23 protein-coding genes are annotated in these 22,921 nt (G+C 61.4%); 6 read left to right on the forward strand and 17 right to left on the reverse strand.

The annotated features are described in order from the left end of the window. The 5 genes from I6F35_RS19065 to I6F35_RS19085 form a co-directional block, all read right to left on the reverse strand. Positions 1–942, reverse strand: coding sequence for a tripartite tricarboxylate transporter substrate-binding protein (locus I6F35_RS19065; RefSeq protein WP_225119287.1), 942 nt, complete (start codon positions 940–942; stop codon positions 1–3). Between the two features lie 266 nt (positions 943–1,208). Then, positions 1,209–2,006: an enoyl-CoA hydratase/isomerase family protein gene (locus I6F35_RS19070; RefSeq protein WP_225119206.1), complete on the reverse strand. Its 798-nt coding sequence runs from the start codon at positions 2,004–2,006 to the stop codon at positions 1,209–1,211. 34 nt (positions 2,007–2,040) lie between these two features. Next, positions 2,041–3,246 carry an aminotransferase class V-fold PLP-dependent enzyme gene (locus I6F35_RS19075; protein ID WP_225119207.1) on the reverse strand — a complete coding sequence of 402 codons (1,206 nt, stop codon included), beginning with the start codon at positions 3,244–3,246 and terminating at the stop codon, positions 2,041–2,043. Positions 3,247–3,454: 208 nt separating this feature from the next. Continuing rightward, the gene (locus I6F35_RS19080; RefSeq protein ID WP_225119208.1) at positions 3,455–4,738 is read right to left on the reverse strand and encodes an MFS transporter; all 1,284 of its coding nucleotides are present in this window, start codon (positions 4,736–4,738) and stop codon (positions 3,455–3,457) included. Positions 4,739–4,827: 89 nt separating this feature from the next. Continuing rightward, positions 4,828–6,030, reverse strand: a complete 1,203-nt coding sequence (locus I6F35_RS19085; RefSeq protein ID WP_225119209.1) for an alanine--glyoxylate aminotransferase family protein — start codon at positions 6,028–6,030, stop codon at positions 4,828–4,830. A gap of 120 nt (positions 6,031–6,150) precedes the next feature. Between I6F35_RS19085 and I6F35_RS19090 the strand changes: the two genes are divergently transcribed. The 3 genes from I6F35_RS19090 to I6F35_RS19100 all read left to right on the forward strand — a co-directional run bounded on the left by I6F35_RS19090 (position 6,151) and on the right by I6F35_RS19100 (position 10,392). Continuing rightward, positions 6,151–6,891, forward strand: a complete 741-nt coding sequence (locus tag I6F35_RS19090; RefSeq protein WP_225119210.1) for a GntR family transcriptional regulator — start codon at positions 6,151–6,153, stop codon at positions 6,889–6,891. A 104-nt stretch (positions 6,892–6,995) separates the two neighbouring features. Beyond that, the gene (locus I6F35_RS19095) at positions 6,996–9,971 is read left to right on the forward strand and encodes an FAD-binding and (Fe-S)-binding domain-containing protein (RefSeq protein ID WP_225119211.1); all 2,976 of its coding nucleotides are present in this window, start codon (positions 6,996–6,998) and stop codon (positions 9,969–9,971) included. Beyond that, positions 9,964–10,392, forward strand: coding sequence for a heme-binding protein (locus tag I6F35_RS19100; RefSeq protein WP_225119212.1), 429 nt, complete (start codon positions 9,964–9,966; stop codon positions 10,390–10,392). The genes I6F35_RS19095 and I6F35_RS19100 overlap by 8 nt, the downstream gene beginning before the upstream one ends. Positions 10,393–10,434: 42 nt before the next feature. Here the strand turns inward: I6F35_RS19100 and I6F35_RS19105 are convergent, their stop codons facing one another. From I6F35_RS19105 to I6F35_RS40210, 9 genes are all read right to left on the reverse strand, one after another. Beyond that, on the reverse strand, positions 10,435–11,217 hold the full coding sequence (locus tag I6F35_RS19105) for an enoyl-CoA hydratase/isomerase family protein (RefSeq protein ID WP_225119213.1): 783 nt from the start codon (positions 11,215–11,217) through the stop codon (positions 10,435–10,437). Between the two features lie 69 nt (positions 11,218–11,286). Beyond that, positions 11,287–13,395: a molybdopterin oxidoreductase family protein gene (locus tag I6F35_RS19110; protein WP_225119214.1), complete on the reverse strand. Its 2,109-nt coding sequence runs from the start codon at positions 13,393–13,395 to the stop codon at positions 11,287–11,289. A 319-nt stretch (positions 13,396–13,714) separates the two neighbouring features. Further along, positions 13,715–13,984 carry a hypothetical protein gene (locus I6F35_RS19115; RefSeq protein WP_225119215.1) on the reverse strand — a complete coding sequence of 90 codons (270 nt, stop codon included), beginning with the start codon at positions 13,982–13,984 and terminating at the stop codon, positions 13,715–13,717. A 126-nt stretch (positions 13,985–14,110) separates the two neighbouring features. Further along, positions 14,111–14,845 (reverse strand): Crp/Fnr family transcriptional regulator, encoded by a 735-nt coding sequence (locus I6F35_RS19120; protein ID WP_225119288.1) that lies wholly within the window; start codon positions 14,843–14,845, stop codon positions 14,111–14,113. Between the two features lie 325 nt (positions 14,846–15,170). After that, positions 15,171–15,719 (reverse strand): flavin reductase family protein, encoded by a 549-nt coding sequence (locus I6F35_RS19125; protein ID WP_225119216.1) that lies wholly within the window; start codon positions 15,717–15,719, stop codon positions 15,171–15,173. A gap of 10 nt (positions 15,720–15,729) precedes the next feature. Further along, positions 15,730–16,887, reverse strand: a complete 1,158-nt coding sequence (locus I6F35_RS19130) for an acyl-CoA dehydrogenase family protein (RefSeq protein WP_225119217.1) — start codon at positions 16,885–16,887, stop codon at positions 15,730–15,732. 304 nt (positions 16,888–17,191) lie between these two features. Then, positions 17,192–17,710, reverse strand: a complete 519-nt coding sequence (locus I6F35_RS19135; RefSeq protein ID WP_225119218.1) for a phage terminase large subunit — start codon at positions 17,708–17,710, stop codon at positions 17,192–17,194. Next, complete coding sequence (locus I6F35_RS19140) at positions 17,673–17,930, reverse strand: hypothetical protein (protein ID WP_225119219.1); 258 nt, start codon at positions 17,928–17,930, stop codon at positions 17,673–17,675. The genes I6F35_RS19135 and I6F35_RS19140 overlap by 38 nt, the downstream gene beginning before the upstream one ends. Before the next feature lie 622 nt (positions 17,931–18,552). Beyond that, positions 18,553–18,684: a hypothetical protein gene (locus tag I6F35_RS40210; protein WP_275945474.1), complete on the reverse strand. Its 132-nt coding sequence runs from the start codon at positions 18,682–18,684 to the stop codon at positions 18,553–18,555. Between the two features lie 265 nt (positions 18,685–18,949). Between I6F35_RS40210 and I6F35_RS19145 the strand changes: the two genes are divergently transcribed. The 3 genes from I6F35_RS19145 to I6F35_RS19160 all read left to right on the forward strand — a co-directional run bounded on the left by I6F35_RS19145 (position 18,950) and on the right by I6F35_RS19160 (position 20,274). Further along, positions 18,950–19,135 (forward strand): hypothetical protein, encoded by a 186-nt coding sequence (locus I6F35_RS19145; protein WP_225119220.1) that lies wholly within the window; start codon positions 18,950–18,952, stop codon positions 19,133–19,135. A gap of 517 nt (positions 19,136–19,652) precedes the next feature. Next, positions 19,653–19,913 (forward strand): hypothetical protein, encoded by a 261-nt coding sequence (locus tag I6F35_RS19155; RefSeq protein ID WP_225119222.1) that lies wholly within the window; start codon positions 19,653–19,655, stop codon positions 19,911–19,913. A 175-nt stretch (positions 19,914–20,088) separates the two neighbouring features. Further along, positions 20,089–20,274 carry a hypothetical protein gene (locus tag I6F35_RS19160; RefSeq protein WP_225119223.1) on the forward strand — a complete coding sequence of 62 codons (186 nt, stop codon included), beginning with the start codon at positions 20,089–20,091 and terminating at the stop codon, positions 20,272–20,274. A gap of 14 nt (positions 20,275–20,288) precedes the next feature. Here I6F35_RS19160 and I6F35_RS19165 read toward each other — a convergent pair whose 3' ends face one another. The 3 genes from I6F35_RS19165 to I6F35_RS19175 all read right to left on the reverse strand — a co-directional run bounded on the left by I6F35_RS19165 (position 20,289) and on the right by I6F35_RS19175 (position 22,912). After that, positions 20,289–20,492, reverse strand: a complete 204-nt coding sequence (locus I6F35_RS19165) for a hypothetical protein (protein ID WP_225119224.1) — start codon at positions 20,490–20,492, stop codon at positions 20,289–20,291. Positions 20,493–20,614: 122 nt separating this feature from the next. Beyond that, a complete protein-coding gene (locus I6F35_RS19170) occupies positions 20,615–21,748 on the reverse strand; it encodes an alpha-hydroxy acid oxidase (RefSeq protein WP_225119225.1) in 1,134 nt (377 codons plus the stop codon). Positions 21,749–21,892: 144 nt separating this feature from the next. After that, a complete protein-coding gene (locus tag I6F35_RS19175; protein ID WP_225119226.1) occupies positions 21,893–22,912 on the reverse strand; it encodes an AraC family transcriptional regulator in 1,020 nt (339 codons plus the stop codon). Between the last annotated feature and the right edge of the window lie 9 nt (positions 22,913–22,921).

The following is a 22,921-nucleotide window of genomic DNA, read 5'->3' on the forward strand; positions in this document are numbered from 1 at the left end:
TTACTTCGCGACGAACCCCGCTTCGTTCATCAGCGCGGCGTTGAGCTTGTCGTCTTCCTCGAGGAACTGCACCATATCCTTGCCGGTGAGGAAGATCGGCTTCAGCGCCTGCTTCTCCATATAGTCCTTGTACTCCGGCGTTTGCGTCACCTTCTGAAACAGGTCGACGTAGAATGCCTGCTGCTCGGCCGTGACCTTGCCGGGCAGGAACATCGCCCGCAGCATCAGGTATTGGACGTCAAGCCCCTCTTCCTTACAGGTCGGGATGTCGTTCCAGGACTGCGTTTCGGTGACCTTGGTCTTATAGGAGATCCGCTCCTTGTCGAACACGCAGAGCGCGCGCACCTGGCCGGCGCGCCAGACTTCCAGATTTTCAGAGGGATTGTTGACGTTGGCTTCGGTGTGATTCCCGACTAATTGCGTCGCCGCCTCTCCGCCGGACTTGTAAGGCAGATAGGAGAATTTCGCGCCGGTCTTTTGCTCCATGAACACGGTGAGCACATGGTCCTCACGCTTGGAGCCGGTGCCGCCCATCTTGAACGGTGAGGATGCAGCTTTCGCTGCTGCAATGAACTCCTTCACGGTCTTTGGACCCGACGCGTTGTCCCACAATACGAACTGGTCCATTGCGACTACCGAAACCGGAGTGAGGTCACGCCAGTTGAACGGAATTTTCGCCGACAGTGGCAGCATGTAAATCAGGGAATAGGCGATCAGCACCTTGTTTGGATCACCCTCGCTCGATTTCATATACATCAGCGCTTCGGCACCCGATGCGCCGCCCTTGAGCGAAACCACCATCGGCTGCTTCATCAGATTGTTCTTCTGGATCGCTGCCTGCATCATGCGCGCCATCTGATCGGAAGCGCCGCCGGCTCCGGCAGCGACGACGATCTCGACTGGCTTGGTCGGCTCCCAGGCCGCAAAGGCCGGCGCGGTCATAAGAACGGCCGTCAAAGCGGTCGCGGCTCCTGCAAAATGTCTCACGTCTCTTCCCTATGTCTTTATTGGATTGGCGCCTCAGAGATGCGCCTCGCCGCTATTCTGCGGACTGGGAACGCGAAGTTCAAGCCGCGAACCGTCGCATTGCTGCTGACTTTGGGATGAGATTGTAAGAGCCGGCGCAATGGATCGGGCCGTCCGTGAGCCCGCCGACGGTTCGCGGCAGCGGCTGTCCAGCGTCCACCGCCCCCAGCAGACGATGATACCTACTTGCCCTTCCAATTCGGTGTGCGCTTGTTCAGGAAGGCGTCCATGCCCTCGCGAAAATCCTCGCTCATATAGGCGCGCAGGATCAAATCCTCTCCCTCATCACGTGAGAGTGTCCGGCGGATGCGACGCACCGCCTCCTTGGTCACCTCGAGCGTGATCGGCGCATGGCTCGCAATGAGCTTTGCCGTCTCGTCCGCGCGGCGCTGCAAGGTCGCGACATCAGGCACGACCTCATTGAGCAAGCCGAGCGCCAGCGCTTCCGGCGCTTCCACCAGGCGAGCCTTGAAAATCATATCCTTGGTGCGCGCCGGACCGATCAGCGCGACGATGCGCGAAATATTCGACATCGACAGGCAATTGCCGAGCGTACGCGCGATTGGAAATCCGATCCGCGTCGCTTCGGTACCAATCCGGATGTCGCAGCAGGCCGCAATCCCGGCGCCGCCCCCCGTGCAGGCACCGGCGATTGCCGCAATCACGGGAACCCGGCACAGTTCGAGAGCGCCGAGCACACGGTCGATCCGCGCTTCATAGTCGAGCGCGTCCTGTGCAGTCTTGAAAGCGCGGAATTGCGAGATATCGGTACCCGAGGCAAAAGCCTTGTCACCGGCACCGGTCAGGATCAGCGCCTTGATCGAGCGGTCCCCATTGATGCTCTCGCAGATCGAGGCCATCTGCTCGTACATCGCGAAGGTCAAGGCGTTACGCGCCTGCGGCCGGTTGAAAGTGATCCTGGCGATCCCCTCCTCGACGGCATAGATCAGGTCTTCGCTGGCAGTGACCGGGGCGTTCATGACGACCTCTCTGTTCTGTTGTTATTGGACCGGCTCAGGCGACAGCAGCGGCCTTGGGCATCGGCACCACATCGCGCCCCTTGAGGACCTCCATAGCCGCTAATACGCCGCCGCTTCGATGCGGTACCTTGGCCAGGTCCAGCCCCATCTCAACGCCCGACAGCGTGCCCATCAGCATCAGGTCGTTGAAATGCCCGATATGGCCGATCCGGAAAACCTTGCCCTTGATCTTGTTCAGGCCGGTACCGAGCGACATGTCGAAATTTTCCAGCACCACCTTGCGGAAATTGTCGGCGTCATGGCCTTCCGGCATCACCACGCCGGTCAGGGCCGGTGAATGTGCTTGGGGATCCTGGCACTGGGTTTCCAACCCCCACACCTTCATCGCCGCGCGGGTAGCCGCGCTGTGGCGCTTGTGGCGGGCGAAGACGTTTTCGAGGCCTTCTTCCTCGAGCATCTTGACGGCCTCCCTGAGCCCGAACAGGAGGTTGATCGCCGGCGTATAAGGCCAGGTGCCGGCCTTGTTGATAGCAATCACTTCCTGCCAGTCCCAATAGGAGCGCATCGACGACGAATTGGCCTTAGCCGCGGCGAGCGCCTTTTCCGACACGGCGTTGAAGCCAAGGCCGGGCGGCAGCATCATGCCCTTCTGCGAGCCCGCGACCGAAACGTCGATCCCCCAAGCGTCATGCTCATATTCCATGGAAGCGAGGCCGGAGATGGTGTCGACCATCAGGAGCGCGGGATGCTTGACCCGGTCCATTGCCCTGCGAACCTCGAGTGGCGGTGTGACGCAACCGGTCGAGGTCTCGTTGTGCACGACCATGACCGCCTTGATCTTGTGCGCGCGATCGGCAGCAAGCCTCGCCTCGATCTCGCCGATGTCCGCGCCACGACGCCAATCGCCCGGAATGAAATCGATGTCGAGCTTGAACTTGCTGGCGATGCCATGCCAGAGCACCGCAAACTGTCCGGTCTCGGCCATCAGAACCTTGTCGCCCGGCGATAGGGTGTTGACGATCGCGGCTTCCCAGGCGCCAGTGCCCGACGAGGGAAAGATGATCACCGGCTGCTTGGTGCGGAACAGGCGCTGCATGCCGGCCAGGACCGCAAAACCGAGCTCGGCGAATTCAGGGCCGCGATGGTCCCAGGCCGGCATATCCATGGCGCGCAGCACGCGGTCCGGCACATTGGTCGGTCCGGGAATCTGCAGAAAATGCCGTCCAGTATGCAGGGTCATGAGCCGTCCTTCCCGGTCCAGTCTTGGCGCTTCGAGCCGCTCGAATAACATTCTTTGGGCAGGCTTGTCCCTCACCGGGCGGGACCCGTCAATGCATAATCAAGGCACAGGGCCTCGACGCCCCTTGGCAGACAGGCAATTTTGGCATCTGCGAAGGACCGCTGGCCGTCGTAGGCACGATCCGCAACACCCGCTGCCTGCCCTATCATCATTCCGCAGCCACCGCCTTTCCGACCGGGACTCCGACCATGCCCCCATCAAATGGTTGCTCGGGACGCATCAAGAACGCCGAAAAACCGCCGAGCGTGAGGAGCCCCATCGACATCAAGAATGGCAGGTACCAGTTGCCCGTCGCATCGATGACGAAGCCGGCCACAAGCGGCGAGACGATCGCGGCGAACGCAGAGCCCGTGTTCATGATGCCGGCGGCCGTGCCCGAATATTGCGGCGCGATGTCCATCGGCACCGACCAGATCGGACCAATCACAAGCTCCGCGAAGAAGAAGCCAGAAGACAGGCACAAGGCCACGACCGTGATCTCATGGACGAACAAGATCGGAAGCAATGAGGCAAGCGCTCCGGCAAACCCGGCGATGATCAAGCTCAGACGCGCGAAGCGGATGCTGCCGGTGCGCTTGAGAATGCGGTCGGATAGAATGCCGCCCATACTGTCGCCGACGACGCCGGCAAAGAAGACGCCTGAAGCGAACAGCGCAGAGTTCTTGATATTAAGGCCAAAGTTGTTCTTGAAGAACAGCGGCAGCCAGTTGAGATAGAGCCACAGGGACCAGCCGTAGCAAAAGTAGGTCAGCGTAACCGGCCACATCCGCCGCAGGAGTGGAAACCACGGCACCTGAGGCCGGGCGCCGGTGGGACGGGGTGGCAATGACGCAAGCTCAGCCTCGGTCATTCCGGCGTGCTCCCGTGGCTCATTCCGGAAATACCAGGCCCAGGCGATCCCCCAGACCAGGCTTACGAACCCCAAGGCGATAAAAGAGCCGCGCCAGGTTACCCACGCTATCAGCAGCGCGATCAAAGGTGGCGTTGCCGCGTTGCCCAGTCGCGCGAAGGCATGCGTCAGCCCTTGCGCGAAGCCACGCTTATCCGATGGCGTCCAATACTGCATCGCGCGCGTCGCCGTCGGAAAGGTCGCGCCTTCGCCGAACCCTAACGCAACACGCGCGACGAACAGCGACACGATGCCAGTGACGAAGCCTGTCATGATCGTTGCCGCAGCCCAGATCATTCCGCACCAGAACAGCGTCTTGCGCGGCCCGAAATGGTCGCCGACCCAGCCTCCGATGATCTGGAACAGCAAGTAGGGATAGGCAAAGGCTGAAAATACGAGGCCTAGCTGCGTGTTGGTGAGGCCTAGCTCTTTCTGAATCTCGCCAGCAGCGGTGCCAATGTTCACGCGGTCGACATAGGTGATAAAGTACATCGCGCACAGCATCGCGAGCACGACATGCGTCGCCTTGAATCGGAACTTCAAGTTCGACCTCCCTGAGCTTTATGGTTGTTGTTCGATTGTTCGCATCGCCGCGCGCCCGCGGCGATACCCTAGCTTAAGGAGGGGAAGCCCTAGCTTCCGACGACTTTGAGATGTGTCGCGGAATTGCCCTCGGCGCGCTGTTCGAGAAGCTTCATCGCGACCTCGACGCCGCCGGCCCGGCGCGGAATGCCCGCGGCTGATAAGCCCATCTCCACGCCCGTCAGTGCCGCAAGCAAGGTGAGTTCATTGCATTCGCCGAGATGCCCGATGCGGAACACCTTGCTCGCCACTTTCGACAACCCAGAGCCCAGTGACATGTTGTAATTGTCGAGCACCACCTTGCGGAACTGATCCGCGTCATAGCCTGGTGGCATCAGCACGGCGGTAAGCACCGGAGAGAAGTCCTTTGGCTCCTGGCACAGCACTTCCAGACCCCAGTGTTCGACAGCCGCTCGTGTCGCGGCCGCAAGCCGCTGATGGCGGGCGAAGACGTTGGCGAGCCCCTCCTCCATCAGCATGGCAATCGCCTCGCGCAAGCCGTAGAGCAGATTAGTCGCCGGCGTATAGGGGAAGAAGCCGTTTGCATTCGGCTTCAGCATTTCCTCCCAATCCCAGTATGACCGCGGCATCCTGTTGTTCTTGGCGGCAGCGCGCGCTTTGTCCGAGATCGCGTTGAATCCGAGGCCCGGCGGCAGCATGAAGCCTTTTTGCGAGCAGCTGACGCTGACATCGACCCTCCATTCGTCGTGCCGGTAGTCGACCGAGCCCAGCGACGAGATCGTGTCGACCATCAGCAGCGCCGGATGACCGACGCGGTCCATCGCTGCGCGGACCTCTCCGATCCGGCTGGTCGCGCCGGTTGAGGTTTCGTTGTGCACGACCATCACAGCCTTCAATGCATGAGACGTATCACGCGCGAGCCTGTCTTCGATGGCGGCCGGGTCGGCGCCGCGGCGCCAATCGCCGGGCATGAAGTCGACATCAATCCCCCAGCGCGCCGCCATCTGGCGCCACAGGGTAGCGAAATGGCCGGTCTCCACCATCAACACCTGATCCCCCGGCGACAGCGTATTGACGATCGCGGCCTCCCAGGCGCCGGTGCCCGACGACGGGAAAATCAGCACCGGCCCGGAGGTTTGGAAGACCTTCTGGGATCCGTCCAGGACGGCGCGCCCGAGCTGCCCGAATTCGGCACTTCGATGATCGATAACGGGCATATCCATCGCCCGGAGAACGCGGTCGGGAACAGGGCTGGGGCCCGGAATCTGCAGAAAATGCCGTCCTTGCCGCATAATGGACCTCCCGTTCCCTGACATAGGGCATATTTTGCATTCATTTTTTCCCATGTAAATCGTATTCTACATGCAATTCCACCATCGACGCTGATGATTCTGCAAACTATCGTTACCCCCATGAAATCGACGATTCCCGAATCCGGGGTGCCAATCGCCCAAATTGCCGACAACGGCACACCTGAACTCTCGCTTCATGGGGAGATCCTGTCGCGTCTTCGCGACTATGTGGTCGAAGGCAATATCCCGGACGGCGCCCGGGTGCCTGAACGGCAGCTCTGCGAGCTATTCGGAGTCTCCCGCACCCCCCTTCGCGAGGCGCTCAAGGTCCTGGCCGCCGAGGGACTGATCGAGCTACTGCCCAACCGAGGGGCGCGCGTGCGGGAGCTTGGCAAGCGCGATCTGGAAGAGCTGTTTGATGTGATCGGCGGCCTGGAGAGCCTCGCAGGGCGACTCGCATGCGAGACCATCACCGATGAAGAAATCGCCGAGATTGAGCGCCTGCATTATGAAATGTACGGCTACTACTTGCACCGCGACATGCACAATTATTTTCAGGTCAACCAACGGATCCACGAACGGATCGTGGCGGCCTCCCGCAATGAGACCTTGCGCACCATCTATGCCAACTTGGCCGGCCGGATCCGCCGTGTGCGCTACTCCGCTAATTTTGCGCGTAAACGGCAGCGCTGGGCCGAGGCGATGCGCGAGCACGAGGCGATCCTGGATGCGCTGCGCCGCCGGGCCGGCAGCGAACTGAGCGACACTCTGTTCCAGCACCTGCGTAACAAGCGGACCGCGGCGGTCGAGCACCTCGGCCGCACATCGGAAGGTCTGACCACCGAGTCCGTCGACGGTTAGCTAGCCGGCGGCACATTATGAATTCATAATTGACGCCAACGGGAAATAAATTGCATCTATTGATGGAGGTTTACGGAAGGGGCCCTCCTGGACCAGGATTTGGGATGAAGAACGCGTCACCGCTTGAACGCCAGCTGCGGTCAAATATCACCGGCGACGTCCTTTTCGACGCCTTCAGCCGCGGACGCTATGCGACCGATGCCTCGTTCTACCAGATCATGCCCGAAGGCGTGGTGGTCCCCCGAACCACGGACGAGGCGCTATGGGCGCTGACGATTGCGCGCGACGCGGGCCGGATCGTGACCCCCCGTGGGGGCGGCACCTCGCAATGCGGTCAAACCGTTAACCACGGCATCGTGATCGACTTCTCCCGGCACCTGAACAAAATCCTCTCGCTGGACCTGGAGAATCGGACTTGCGTGGTCGAGCCGGGCATCGTCCTCGACGATCTCAATCGCCAGCTCAGGAAGCACGGTCTGTGGTTTCCGGTCGACGTCTCCACTGCCTCCCGCGCGACTATTGGCGGCATGGCCGGCAACAACTCCTGCGGCGGACGTTCGCTGCGTTACGGCACCATGCGCGACAATACGCTGTCGATGGATGCGGCGCTCGCCGACGGCACACTCCTGCATTTCGGCGAAGTGCCTCGGGATCTCGCGCGGGTGAATTCACCCGACAGCGGGCTCGCACTATTCCGCGACATGCTCCATCTCGGCGAGCGTGAGGCGGCCGAAATCGCGGACAAATTCCCGAAGGTGCAGCGTCGGGTCGGCGGCTATAATCTCGACGCGCTGGTGCCGCGCAACGCACCGAACAACTTGGCGCATTTACTCGTGGGCTCCGAGGGCACCCTCGCCTTCACCAGCAAGGTCGAGCTCAAGCTGTGGCCGACAATCCGCAACAAGGTGCTGGGTGTCTGCCATTTCGGCAGCTTCTACGAGGCGATGGATGCGACCCAGCATCTGGTCAAGCTGCGGCCGATCGCCGTCGAGCTGGTCGATCGCACCATGATCGCGCTCGGCCGCGATATCGCAATGTTCAAACCGGTCATCGCCGCCGCCGTGCGCGGTGATCCCGATGCGATCCTGGTGGTGGAATTCGCCGAGGAGGATCAGGCTGAGAATTTGGCGCGGCTGAAGCAACTCGGCGAGTTGATGGGAGATCTCGGCTTCGGCTGGGACAAGCCCCCGCGCAAATGGGGTGGCGTGGTCGAGATCGTCGAAGCTGCCCTGCAGAGCGCCATCGCCGACTTTCGCGCCGCCGGCCTCAACGTCATGATGTCGATGAAGCAGGAGGGCAAGCCGGTCTCCTTCGTCGAGGATTGCGCGGTGCCGTTGCCGCATCTCGCTGACTACACCGACCGCCTGAACGCCGTCTTCGCCAAGCACGGCACCAGCGGCACGATGTACGCTCACGCCTCCGAAGGCTGTCTGCATGTCCGCCCGGTGCTGAACCTGAAGCTCGAAAAGGACGTCAAGGCGATGCGTGCCATCGCCGAAGAGGCGTTTGCCTTGGTGCGCGAATACAAGGGCTCGCACTCCGGCGAGCACGGCGACGGCCTGGTGCGGTCGGAATTTCACGACACGATGTTCGGCTCGCGCATTGTCGCGGATTTCCGGGAGATCAAGCACCGGTTCGATCCGGATAATATCCTCAATCCCGGCAAGATCGTCGATCCGCCAAGGATGGATGACCGTTCGTTGTTCCGCTACTCGCCGCGGTACAAGGTCAAGGAGCTTAAAACGGTGCTCGACTGGTCGGCCTATCCCGGCGCCGGCGGGGGGTTCCAGGGCGCCGTCGAGATGTGCAACAACAACGGCGCTTGCCGGAAGCTCGAGGGCGGTGTGATGTGCCCGTCCTATCGCGCGACACGCAACGAGAAGGACGTCACGCGTGGGCGCGCCAACACGTTGCGGTTGGCTATCTCCGGACAGTTGGGACCCGACGCGCTTTCATCGGACGAGATGATGGAGACGCTGAAACTCTGCGTCTCCTGCAAAGCCTGTCGCCATGAATGTCCGACCGGGGTCGACATGGCCAAGATGAAGATCGAGGTATTGGCAGCGCGAGCGGCGAAGCACGGGCTCTCGCTACGCGACCGAATGGTTGGGTACTTGCCCCGCTATGCGGCCCTTGCGTCGCACTTCGCGCCGCTTGCCAATTGGCGCAACAGCAGCCGCTCGTTACGAATCTTGTTCGAGAGGTTCGCCGGCATCAGTTCGAAGCGATCGCTGCCGGCATTCCGGCGCGACGTCTTCAGGACGGACGCGGAAGTCCTTGGTCCGGAAGGGGGCCATGAAGTGGTGCTGTTCGCCGACACCTTCAACCGCATCTATGAGCGCGAGAATCTCGATGCCGCGCTGCGGGTGCTCGTGGAAGGCGGCTACCGCGTTCATCTCCCGAGGCCCATCGACCGCGCCCGGCCGCTTTGCTGTGGGCGCACCTTTCTCTCGGCCGGCATGGTCGATCAGGCTCGCATCGAACTGGACCGGCTAGTCGCCACATACGCACCTTTCGCGTCGCGCGGTGTGCCGATCGTCGGTCTCGAACCGAGCTGCCTCTTGACGCTACGCGACGAACTGCTCTCATTGCGCTCCGACGAAGTTGCAAAAAACATCAGTGCTCATGCGCTGCTGTTCGAGGAGTTCTTGGTACGCGAAGCGGAGGCTGGCCGCTTGCGGCTGCCGCTTGGCGCTGTTGCCGACAAAGCTTTGGTCCACGGACATTGCCACCAGAAATCATTCGGCGCGTTCAAACCTGTCGAAAAAGTGCTGCGCCTCGTCCCGGGCCTGAATGTTGAAAGCATCGAGTCCAGCTGTTGTGGGATGGCCGGCGCGTTCGGCTATGGGGCCGACACCTACCAGGCTTCGATCGATATGGCTGAACTCTCTCTCCTTCCGGCGGTGCGCCGCGCCGACGATGCGACGCTGATCGTTGCTGACGGTACCTCCTGTCGACACCAGATCAAGGATGGCACTGCACGTTCCCCGCTCCATGTCGCGCGCGTGCTGGCCATGAGCCTGGATCGTGCGAAACCCGAAAGTCTCTCCTCTCCCGCAAAGGACCCCTTCCATGACTGAGCTTACGCTTGATGTTGCCCGAAAGATCCTTGACGCCGCGCTCGCCAAGGCGGTCGAGAAAAAGCTCAAGCCGCTGGTCATCACCATTCTCGATGCGCGCGGCGCGATCAAACTGACCGCAGCTCAGGACGGGACCAGCCTGATGCGCGCCGAAATCGCGCACGGCAAGGCCTATGGCGCGCTGGCGCTCGGCATGGGATCACGGGCATTGTTTCAGCGCGCGCAGGAGCAGGCCTATTTCATCGGCGCGGTGAATGCGCTGGCGCAGGGTCGCCTGGTACCGGTGCCCGGCGGCGTACTCATTCTGGATGGCACCACCCTGCTCGGTGCCATTGGTGTCAGCGGCGACACCTCGGACAATGACGAGATCTGCGCGATCGCCGGCATCGAAGCAGCCGGACTCAAGGCGAATCCGGGATAGTCGGAACAGACGAGACGAGGCGGATTCCTTACTGGGTTGGCCCTATCGCCCGGGCCAGGACGGTTTGCGCTTCTCGCTGAATGCCTTGAGGCCTTCCTTGGCATCCTCGGTCATCGCCAACAGCGCGATCTGGCTTTCGGTATAGGCGATGCTCTCGTCGAATGACATCGAGGCGATTGCGCGCATGGCGTATTTGCCGCGCCGGATCGCGGTCGGTGACTTGTCGACGATGCGGCTGATCAACCATTCGACCTTCGCGTCGAGCTCGGCCGCTGGCACGACATAGTTCAGCAGCCCTGCAGCCTGCGCAGCCTTGGCATCGAAAGGCTCGCCGGTCAGCGCCCATTCGTTGACAAGGCGCGGCGGCACCATCGACTGCAACAGGCTCATCACCTGCATCGGAAAGACGCCGACCTTCACCTCCGGGAGGCCGAAGATCACGTGGTCAGCGGCCACGGCCATGTCGGTCATACATAGCAGGCCCATTCCGCCGGCCATGCACACGCCGCCTACGCGCGCGATCGCGGGTTTGGTCGAATCTTGCGAGAGCCGCAACAAATCAGCATAGTCGACATTCGGCTTGGAATAATCCATTGCGAAGGCGGCGCCGCTGTTCTGCAGGTCGGCTCCGGCGCAAAAAGCCTTATCGCCAGTTCCCGTCAGCACGATGAGGCGGACGTCGCGGTCATCATGAGCATCGCGGTAGCCCCTTGCGATGCCTGCGATCACGTCACCATTGAGCGCATTGCGCTTGTCCGGCCGGTTGATCGTGATCCAGAACGCCTGGCCTCGCTTCTCCAGGATCACGCTGCTGCTCTCGGTCATCTTTCCCGCCTATTCTTGCCGTTTCCGACAACCATTTGCGGCAGGACGACGACCGACTGCAAGAGCGATTTAGGCGGAAACGTCGGCCTTCCTGATCCAGACTTTGTTGTCGTGGAACGCGGCGCCGCCGACAGGGGCAACTGCCTCGGCTCCGGTCAGCGTATTGATGCCACGACCACCGATATGGGCCTTGTTTGGGTGGATGGACTCGGCGATCAGCACGCCGCGCCGCAAACCGTCGAACAGCCTTGCCGTCAGCGTCGTTTCGCCGCGCGTGTTGCCGAGCGTCACCGCATCACCATCCGCGATCGAAAGGGCCGCTGCGTCGTCCGGATGGATCATCACCGTCGGCTTCCCCTCACGGGCCCGGGATCCCGGCGTCTCGTTGAAACTGGTGTTGAGATAGCTCCGGGATGGCGAAGTCGCCAGCCGGAACGGATGCTCCTCGTCGGCCTCCTCGATGACGGTCCAATGGTCGGGCAGGGACGGCATCTGCTCCCATGGGCCCAGGCCAGCGATGCCAAAGGGCGGATGCGCCCAATCGGCCTTGAAGTGGAACTTCTTGTCCGCGTGCGCAAAGCCGTCGAGGTAGTGCGAGGCACGGAAATCCGGCTGGATGTCCCGCCACAGATCCGCCTCCAGCGTCTCGATATCGCCGTGGCCACTCTTCTTCAGCGTCACGTCGATCAATTCACGCGGCGACATCTCAAAGCCGGGATGGACGGCACCGAGGCGGCGGCCGAGCGCCTGAATCACTTGATGGTTGGTGCGGCATTCGGCCGGAGGCTCGATCAGCTTAGGTCCGACCGAAATGTGCTGGTGGCCACCGCCGTAGTAGAGATCATCGTGCTCCATGAACATCGTCGCGGGCAGGACGATATCGGCCATGGCCGCGGTCTCAGTCATGAACTGCTCATGGACCGCCACGAACAGGTCCTCGCGGGCAAACCCTTTGCGCACCAGCATCTGCTCCGGCGCCACAGTCATCGGATTGGTATTCTGGATCAGCATCGCCTTGACCGGCGGTCCGCCCTTCAAGGCCTCGGTATCGCCGGTCAGGATACGTCCAATCTTCGACTGATCGAGCCAACGCGTCGTGCGGTCGATCGCATCATGCCCCTCGATGACGGATTCGTTGAATCTCCAGATCGCGGCATTGTTGAAAAATGCACCTCCGCCTTCATATTGCCAGGCGCCGGTCACCGCCGGAATGCATAGCGCCGCGTGCATTTGCGCCGCACCATTTCGGCTTCGCGTGAACCCATAGCCCAAACGGAAGAATGAGCGCTTGGTCTGGCCGACCAGGCGGGCAAAAGCCTCGATCTCGTCCACCGGCACGCCAGATATCGATGAAGCCCACTCGGGCGTTCGGCTGGCAAGATGCGCCTCCAGTTCGTCCGGGCAGTCCGTATAGCGATCCATATAGGCCCGGTCCGCATACCCTTCGCGAAACAGCACGTGCATGACGCCGCACGCGAAAGCAGCATCCGTGCCGGGCCTCAGGATGATCTTCACGTCAGCCTGCTTCACCGTGTCATTGTTGTAGACATCGATCGCGGCAATCTTCGCGCCTCGCTCCTTCCGGGCGCGCATGGCGTGTGTCATGACGTTGACTTGCGTGTTCACGGGATTGGTGCCCCAGATCACGACGAGATCGGAGACTCCCATTTCGCGCGGATCGACGCCGGCGATCTTGCCGGTGCCCACCGAAAATCCGACACGCGCGATGTTCGCGCAAATCGTGGAATAGAAGCGGGAGTATTTCTTGACATGCGACAGGCGATTGATGCCATCACGCATCACGAGGCCCATAGTGCCGGCGTAATAATAGGGCCAGACAGACTCGGCGCCGAATTCGCGTTCGGCCGCATCGAAGCGCGTGGCGATCTCGTCCAGCGCCTCGTCCCAGGAAATCCGGGCAAACTGGCCCGCGCCCTTCGGCCCGATTCGCCGCATCGGGTAAAGCAGCCGTTCCGGATGATGGATACGTTCGGCATACCGGGCAACCTTGGCGCAGACGACACCCGCCGTATAGGTCTGCAACTTTGAGCCACGGACTCGGCCGATCGAGCGGCCCTCGATCACCTCGATATCGAGCGCACAAGCCGACGGGCAATCGTGCGGACAGGTTGAATGACGAATGTCGATCTTGGTGTCGATCTTGGCGCGTTCGTTCATGTTACATATGTAACATGAGATTCCGGTCCCGCCGAGGGGATCTGTCGGGCATTCGCTTGCGAAAACCGGGCATAAGCCATGCGGCAGGACGAGGTTAGGTTCCACCGTCAGGCAAAAGTTCGACAATTGTTGGCGAGACGATATAAGGAAACAGGTGGGAGTAGTGAAGGAATTCGAAAGAATTGGCCAGCCGTCAATTCGGGCCCTGCTATGTAGCCCATTCACCTCAATCGCGCGTTGAGATGAATATCGATGCCGATCCTCATGGTCGCTCGGGCTTGATCCATACTACGGCAAAACTCTCCGGCATCCAGCAACATCAATCGCCAGGAAGCGTGCGGATCCGACCCACCGGTAGAGCAAGTCGTGTCGGCCGGGGAGTGTCCGGTATGATATCCGGGCCGACGAAGTCCGGGCCGACAAGCTCGGCTTGCGTTCCGTCCGAAACCCATTTTACAGCCGACGGATGACTGACCACTATGCCGATCAGGGCGATGACGATGAGCAGAGGCAAAGCAATGAGCTTGATGCTCCAGCTCTGATAGATGTTCTGGTCATCTTCAGGAGGTTCGTCGAATGAGTCGTGCATGGATCTCTCCACGTTGCGGGTGTGATCCCCGATGTCTCGAGGTACCGCAACGCGCGCCAGGACCCTGTGAACGGCCTCACAGGTCAGACGAAGTCACCGTCTTGTGAGAGATGTTGTGGAGCGACGCTACTCGCTGCCGTTTTCCGATCCGGAATCGACCAGCGCCTGTAGTTCTTCCGGCTTCAGCACCACGATCGCGCCATGCTCGAGCCGCACCCAGCCGCGCGTGGCCCAAACCCGAAGCTGCTTATTGATGCTTTCGCGGGTCATGCCGACCATCTCACTGATCTCTTGCTGGGTGATGGCAATGACACGACCTTGCGGCTCGGGCTTGTGCTTTTCGGTAAGGCGAAGCAAAGCGCTGGCCAGCCGACCTGGCAGGTCTTGCAGGATGACCTGTTCGACTTGATCGCTGGTCCAGCGCAGCCGTACGCACAGGAGTTCGATGAACTTCATCGCAAGCGCCGGCTGGCTTCGGACGAAGGGAATGAATTCGCGCTTATCAATGATGAAAAGTTCGCAATTGCTGTTCGCCGTAGCGTCAGCCGTCCGCAACCCCGAATCGAGCACTGCGATCTCGCCGAAGATCTCCCCGGCCTCGATCAGGTTCAGGATCGCGTTGCGGCCATCGGGCGATGAGATGCTGATCTTCACCGTGCCCGATATGACTGCAAACAGGCTTGTGCCCGGATCTCCCTTCGAGAAGATCGCGGCTCCACGTTTCAGCGTCGTGTGCTTGGCGTAACGACAGAGCTGCTCGAACGCCTCGGGTTCGAGATCGACAAAATACGGATGCTTGCGGAGGACCGACAATTTGCTGGTCGAAAATCCGCGAGTCTCGCCCGTTTTATCCTGGGGCACGCTCGTTCCAACTCCGGAAGCAAGAACTGCTTGGGATGTAGTTCTTCCGTAATCAACCAAAACCGGCTTTTCAACCGGAAAGCGGCTTTCCACGTCCATGTGAGTGTAGCGCTCCGACCCCGATGTGGGAAGCCAGCCGTCCCGAGAGCCTTTCCGTCTCGCGCAAGTAGCCCTCACCCACATCTGCCACTTGGACGACACGTGCGACACATTTGACAACTCTACGACAAACTTAAGTAATTTCGGCTGCACCTTCCAAAGCGACTCCACCGATTTAGTGGAGCTGTGCCGTGCACCCCAACCTCGTCAACCGAGGCTACCTGGCCTACTTGCCGCTCTCGTCCGCGAGAAAGCGGCCGAACGCGCCGCGCGCAAACAGCAAGGGCTCCTGCCGGTTGTAGGAATAGGCCTCTACCGCACCCAAGAATATGACGTGATCGCCGCCATAGTAGCGATTGACGGCACGACATTGAAAGTTCGCGACGCTGCCCACGATCACGGGTGCATTTCCCAATCCAGGCGCCCAGTCCACCCCGGCGAATTTATCGTTCGAGGATTTTGCAAATTGCGAGGCCAATGCCTGCTGGGACTCACCCAGCACATTGACCGTGAAGTGGCTCGCATTCTGGAAGATGGACAGACCCTGTGAGAACAGGCCAAGGCTCCACAACACCAGCGGTGGATTTAACGATACGGAGGCAAACGAGTTGCAGGTGACACCATACGGCCTGCCGTCCGCGGCCATCGCCGTGACGATCGTGACGCCCGTTGCGAATGTGCCCAACGCATTCCGAAAATCCCGTGGATCGATCGGGGAGTTGCCGCTGGCAAATTCATTGGCCGGGTCGGCCGGATGCTTGGGTACGTCAGACATCCGGTGAACCTCAGAGCGTCAGATTTTCGGACGGCAAGCCCAGCGCCACACGTCCATAATTGGTCCCTGCCGCATCGAAATTGAAAGCAAGGTGTGAACTCACCGCGTGGGCGTCGCGGAACTGCCGCTGCAACGTACCTGACGTGAAGAGGCTGCGCGCCCCGCTTGCGGCAAACAACAGCGATACGGCCTCGCTGCAGAGATTGACTGAAAAGGCGCCATCGCGCCGCAGCCTGGTTTTGACGGCGATATCGGGGATACGGCCGCTCCGCGCATCGGCCATCGCGCCGATGCAGTTCGACCGCATGATCAGGCGCGCAGCGTCGATCTTGGCGGAAGCTTCCGCGATCTTGATCTGCGTGCTTTGCATGTCGCCAAGCTTGGCGCGATTGGAGGTCGAAACGCGATGGCGGGCGATCTCGACATAGTCGTCGAGACAGGCTTGCGCATTGCCGAGGGCCACGCCTGACAGGACATAGGGAAACAGTGCGAATACCGGCAGCGCATAGAGCGGATTCGGATTGACCGAACTGCCAGGCGTAGGCCCGCCCGTGAGGTCGCTCACTGCGATCGACATTGGATTTGCGACAAAGGCTTCCTCAACCTCAACCCCGTTCGACCCGGTCCCACACAGTCCGGTCGCATTCCAGATATCCTTGATTCTGTAATCCCGCCGGTTGAGCAGGAAGATCCGATATTCGACTCCATCAGCCTCGTCATCGGAGTAGACCACGCTGCCAAGCATGTTCCATTCGCAGGATTCGACACCCGACGAGAACGACCAGCTTCCAGTCAACACGTGGCCGCCACCGACCTTCCGTGCCCGGCCAGCCGGGAATATGAAGGAGGACGCAATCAGAGCATTCGGTTCCTTGCTCCAGACCGCATCCTGCGCCTGTGGATCGAACATCCCAAGCATCCAGTGGTGGCTCGCAAGATTGGCGAAATTCCACGCTACGGACGCATCGCCCTGCCCCAGCGCATCGGCACAATCGACCAGTGCGACATAGTCGAGCTCCGCACCTCCCACGCGCTTCGGTTGCAGGAGCCGGAACAGGCCGGCGCTATGCAGGTCGTACTCGGTCTCCGGCGGCAGACGCCGCAATCCCTCGGTCCGTGCCGCTCGCTCGCGAAGGGCTGGAATGAGGGCCCTCGCACGGGCAACCATGGCCACATAATCTTCTACTTGACGCTCGGTGGGCGAGCTTCCATCGGGCCTGCGGCCGTCTGTTGCCATTGGCGTTTTCCCGCTTGGCCTTTCTGATCCCAAAGTAGCCAAGACTGCCGGCAGTTTATCGCTTGAACACCACGGATCAAGACACCTCATGAGACCCGGACGTGAAGGAGCTGACGCCCGGAATCAAAATAAGCCCGGCGGCCAGGACGGCCAACCGGGCTTGTTCGGAACTCTCGCGGACCCGTCAGCCTCGCGCGACCTCACGGGCTCCGATCTCGGCTGATCGCTTCCAGCATCATCCCATGGTTTTCCGCCAGTACAGGGTATGCGGCCATGCCCAGGGAGCCTGCGGCTGGTACAGCCGATACCCAGCACGGATGAAGTTGTTGGCGGAGGCGATATTGTCCGTCGTATCGGAAACGATCGAATGCCATCCATTGCGGCGTGCGCGAGTCTCCAGGGCACGCATGAGGCGGAGCTGAAGGCGCTGGCCACAATGCGCCTGCATGCCGCGGAAGATGATAATACCGTCGCCGGGCGTTTCGATCTTGTCGGCAAACAGCTTGAAGCCGCTACCGATGCCGAGCGAGGCGATCTTGCTTTCGATCAGGCGCTTTGAGGATTGCGCCAGCGTCCGCTGCGCCTCGCGGATGCAGACCGCGAGCGTGCCGCGTTCGGCTTGGCAGGTCTCGACCAGAAGCTCTCCAAAGAAATGCGACTTTCCCGAGCCGCGGCCCCCGAAAGCTCCTTTGTATCGCCCCGACCGCAGAAGCGGTTCAAAGACTCTCGCTGTTGGAATCTTCAGGATGGACAATGACGCGCTCTATTCGGTGGACCAGCTCAAGCGTACCGTCACCGCCGTTCTCGATCGCCTGCGGCGCCTTGCCCCAGCCGCGGTCGAGAATGGCGTTGGCGGCGGAGACGCGCGCGGCCGGGGTTGCATCTTTGCTCCGCATGATGCCGACCAGGACGTTCAACGCCGTCCTGGTGTGACTGCGGGCGAGCGAGCGGATTTCGGTGAGGGTTTTTGCCACTTAGGTCTCGTGCAGATCGGGGACTTCGTCCAGCGGCGCGCTGGGTTGGTCGCTGATGGCATCGTCCGGCAGCGCCGAGCGAAAGACGATTATTGGAAAATCCGTCTGTTCATTGGCGTCGCTCGGCGGTCGAATGAATCGGATGATCTCCACGCTTATTCGAATGCCTCGCACAGCGCGATGGCGACCAGTCCGGCAAGCGCCAGCGATATCAGATAGGCGGTCATGTCAGCCTTGCTCTAAACCAGGGTCCTTGCGACAAGCGGCGCGGCGAGGCGTCTCCATCGCGTTGATGGCTTCGCTTGTGCGCGACGGCGTATTGAAGTTGCGGCAGATCGCCCGGGAGGCGGCGACCATTTGGGCGCGAACCTTATCCCCTCAATTGTCGGGGGCCGCATGCGGCGGTGGCACGTTGGCGCCACGCCGCGGGCCGGCGCGTTCGCGCGCGCCGGCTGATCGACGGTGAAGATGGTTCGGACGACGGCGCGCTGGCGACGCGCGGGGCGACGGGCATGGTGATGTGGCGTCGTGACGCGCGGCCGTCGTCCGATTCGAAAAACCCAAAGAAAAAGCCCGCCGCGGATTTCTCCGCGCGGGCTTCACAATGTTTGCGATGATGTCCTTATGCCCCTGATTTGCCCGACGTGTCAACGTCCATGTTGACGTGACGCCGGCGATCCGGCCACGCATCATCGGCGGCCGTATGCTGCTGCGACAGCAAAATGCCCGCGGCGGCGATTTCCGCTGCGGGCATTTCACGAATTCCGCGACGATGTCCTTATGCCTCTGATTTGCCCGACGCGGCAAGTGTTTTCTGGATCGTAAACAAAATGCACAAAATGCCGGGAGACAATTTCGACAAGATGAAACCGATCCTTGCGACGATACCAGTCAGTGCTGCCTGATTGGAATGACTTGGCGAGAACGCGCGATCGGAAGCGCAAGCATGTTGCCGAGCAGCACAAGCGCAACGGCGTCGGCCAGCACGCCGGCATTTGATCGCATGGCGGAGACCGTCGATGTATTTCGCTGCCGTCGCGCTCACCATTCTGTCGGGGGTGCTCTATGCCGCCGGCAAGCACGAGCTTGGTTCACTCAGCTCCGACGTCTGTCGTTACGGCGGCATGCTCTGCGACAGTCCGCATTATGTGTTGGTGGTCGCCATCCTCGCGGCCGTCTGGGGCAAGTTCGTCAGCATGCGCTGAACCGTGCTGATCCCGCGAGACCGCGGAAAATCGAAACCAGCCTCGAGGTTATTGCCGCATTGTGGGGTTGGCCGGGTGCGCAGGCTTCGGTCCGGGTGGAACGGGCTCGATCGGCGCCTTCGGCTCCGTCGGCATTACCGTGGCGCCTGCGGCCCGCGCAGCCTCCCCCGTTGTGGAGTAGTTGGCCGTTTCCGCCGGCTGTACCCTCGGCTTGCTCCATGGACCATGATCGACCACCAATATGCCAAATACACCCGCGGCGGCTACGGCCAATGCGACCAAGAGTGGCGCCCCGCCGTGCCGGTTCGAACGATTTGCCATCAATGAAGTCTTCTCCGTCAATGTGCGTGCCTGGTGAATAAATCCAGTGGGCCTCCAAGGTTCCCTGCCCGCTAGACCGAACAGGACCGCCCCAAGCGGAACAAATTGGCAGTTGACGCATTTGGTCGACCAGCCGTCCCAAGATGGCCTTCGGCGCGGAGTGCGCTGCCAGACCAGATCTCGTGAGGTTCGAGCCGTGAACTTCGAAACACCCGAATCCCCGCTGCAGCCCAGCCTTGGCGAACGCGCAATCGACACCGCAACCGACGTGTCGCGCACGATCACGGAAGTTTCCGATGGGCTTCGCGCTGCAACAGATCGGCTCGGCGATGCAATCAAGGCCTCGCGCCAACCCGGCGGCGCGCTTTCCACGATCAGCGCGATCACCCGCGAAGCGCCGTTGACGTGCCTGGTTGTCGCGTTCCTGTTCGGCGTGGCGGTAGCGCGACGTCGTTAACTGCTCCGGTCAGGACAGAGCCGCTGTCACCCCTTCTCGACAAATATTTCCTAGCGTCAGCGGTCCTGAAAGCATCTCCCGGATTCCAACGGTGGCAGCAATGTGGCACAATGATTCGGTGGGCTATTCGCCCACAGGTCAGTGGCGTCGCGTCTCTTGGGGAAGAGGGGATCCAATGCTGCGCACATTCCGGCCAACACCGACCTGCACGCGATTCAAGAGCAACATCGAAATGCCATGCATGAAATGCGGCGCCCAGATGCGGCTCGCTTTGGTCGAACCGCGAGATCAGGTCTACGACGTGCTGACCTACCGCTGTGCGCCCTGCGATTCCGGCGAGAGCTTCCTGCAGGCTCGCTAGAGGGGTCGCCTGCGTCAGCCGCTCAGCACCGCCATGCCGGCGTTGGTGAGAACGGGATTGTCATCCTGCAGCTCGATCAGACCAAGTTCGCTCAGGACACGCAGATCGTCGTCGCTGACAGGTGACAGCTTCAGGCGACAGGCCTGGATGTCTCGCAGCGCCCAGCGCAGCGCGATCGCTCTTTCGAGAGAAAAATCTGCGAACGGGTTATCTGCCATTCGGGTCGACTATTCCGGCATGCTCGCCGTCCCGCTTTGCGGATGCGACGGCAATGGCTGCGATAACGCGATAAGTGCCTTCGCGTTCCCTCGCCCCTTCCGCCGATCGGAAATTGCTGCTCCTAGTAGCGGTACGGCTCAATGTCCAACAGCGGAAACGCGCTGAACACGCCCGGCGGGTTGGTCGCCGTCGCCGGATGCAGGTAGGACTTGTCGAGTTCGGCGAAGCTGGTCACGCCGAGCAGGCCCAGGCAGCGGATCACCTCGTCCTCCAGCAATTCCAGCATCCGGGTGATGCCCCTCTCGCCGTCGGCTGCCAGTGCCCAGCATTGCAGGCGACCGATGCCGACGAGATCGGCGCCCGAGGCAATCGCCTTCACGATGTCAGTGCCGCGGCAGAACGAGCCGTCGACCATGATCTTGGCGCGCCCCCTCACCGCCTCGACGATCTCCGGCAGGACGTGCATGGCACCACGGCCGTGATCGAGCTGACGGCCTCCATGGTTGGACACGTAAATCCAGTCGACGCCATGATCCAGCGCGACGACTGCATCCTCCGCGGTGGCTATCCCCTTGATGACCAGCGGTATCCGGAACTTGTCCTTGATCAACTTCACGGTCCGCCATTCCAACCCTTTCTGGAAGTCGCCACCAGTGGCGCGAATGCGACTTTCCCGGACATACCGCTTGGCGATATCGCGCTCGCGACGGCTGTAGTGGGCTGTGTCGACCGTGAGGCAGAAGGCGGAATAGCCGTTATCAATACTACGGCTGACGACGTCCTCGACAAAGGCATCATCTCCGCGGACATAGAGCTGGAAAATGCGTAGCGCGTCGGGCGCGGCCTTCGCGGTATTCTCAAGCCCGGGCTCGGACACCGAACTCAGCATATGAGCCGCGCCGAATGTGCCGGCGCCGCGAGCGACCGCCGCTCCGGCCGCGGGATCGAAGATTTCGAGCGCACCAACCGGTGCAAGCATGACCGGCAGTTGCAATCTGCGGCCAAACACCTCCGTTGAAGGGTCGACGTGAACCACGTTGCGCAGCACACGCGGCCGGAACGCGATCTCGTCCAGCGCCATCCTGTTGCGCCGCAGCGTGGTCTCGGTCTCGGCAGCGCCGACGATGTAATCCCAGGCGTTCTGGTTCAGCCTGGCGCGGGCCTTGCGGACGAATTCGTGCAGGTTCTGGTATTCTTCGCCGCTTGCCCCGAGTTCGACATTGCGTGCCGGGCGGATCGAGGTCCCGTCATTCATGGTGGTTTCTCTCCCGTTTGGCTAGCACATTAGCCGCAGATAAGCGGCAAAGGCTACCGCCTTGAACGCATAAATTCCGCACGCGAACGAAACGCTGCTATTCGCTTGCAACGACCCTCTGCCGATGGCAGAGAACTCCTGCGCTCAACCGTCCGAAAAGCGGTTTCTGTATTCGGTCGGCGATACGCCGAGATGCCTGAGGAAGGCTCGCCGCATCCGCTCGTCGTCACCGAAGCCGGCACGTTTTGCGACCTCCACGACGCCACGTATCTGCCGGCTCTCCAGCAATAGCCGCGCGGTTTCGACACGCAGCGCCTCAACGCCATTTGCCGGCGTCATGCCGGTCCGACTGGCATAGGTGCGGGCGAAGGTGCGCGGCGTCATGCCGGCCTTCGCGGCCAGCGTCTCGACCCGGAGATCGCTGGCGATGTTTTCGATGATCCAGGCGTGGAGCGCGCTGAAGCGACCTTCAACGTCGGACGCCTGCGCCGCAAGCACGGTCGAGAACTGGCTCTGACCGCCCGGCCGTTTCAGGAACACCACTAGCCGCCGGGCAACGTCGAGCGCAATCGTATGGCCGAAATCCTCTTCGATCATGGCAAGCGCCAGATCGATGCCGGCGCTGACGCCAGCCGATGACCACACGTGCCCATCCTTGACGAAGATCGCATCGGGCTCGACGCGAACATTTGGAAAACTGTCCTGCAGCCGTGGGCAATAGCGCCAGTGCGTTGCAGCGCGCTTGCCGTCCAGCACACCGGTCCAGGCAAGCGCGAAAGCCCCAAGACAGACCGAGGCGATCCGGCGTGCCTGCGGCAGCGCCTGCGATATCCATTTCATCAAGCGGATGTCTTTGCGGATTTCCCAGATGCCGGGGCCACCCGGTATCACGAGCGTATCGATCTGCTGCGGTCGCACGCTGCTGATCGGAGCCGTGTCGATCATCATTCCCACATCCGTCGAAACCAGTCCGCCGCCGGTGGACAGGTAGGAAAGCGAATATCCGGGGCCCGGCAATTCGATCGCCTCCAGTTCAGCGAACACCTGCGCCGGGCCGGAGATATCGAGCAGCGTCACGCCGGGGAAGGCGACAATCGCAATCCGCCGCGTCGCAGCTTGGGGACGCGGAGGGAGCCGTCGGGGTTTGGCAGATTTCGAGGGCATATTGTCCTT

This window comes from Bradyrhizobium sp. BRP22, assembly GCF_020194175.1.
GTDB lineage: Bacteria > Pseudomonadota > Alphaproteobacteria > Rhizobiales > Xanthobacteraceae > Bradyrhizobium.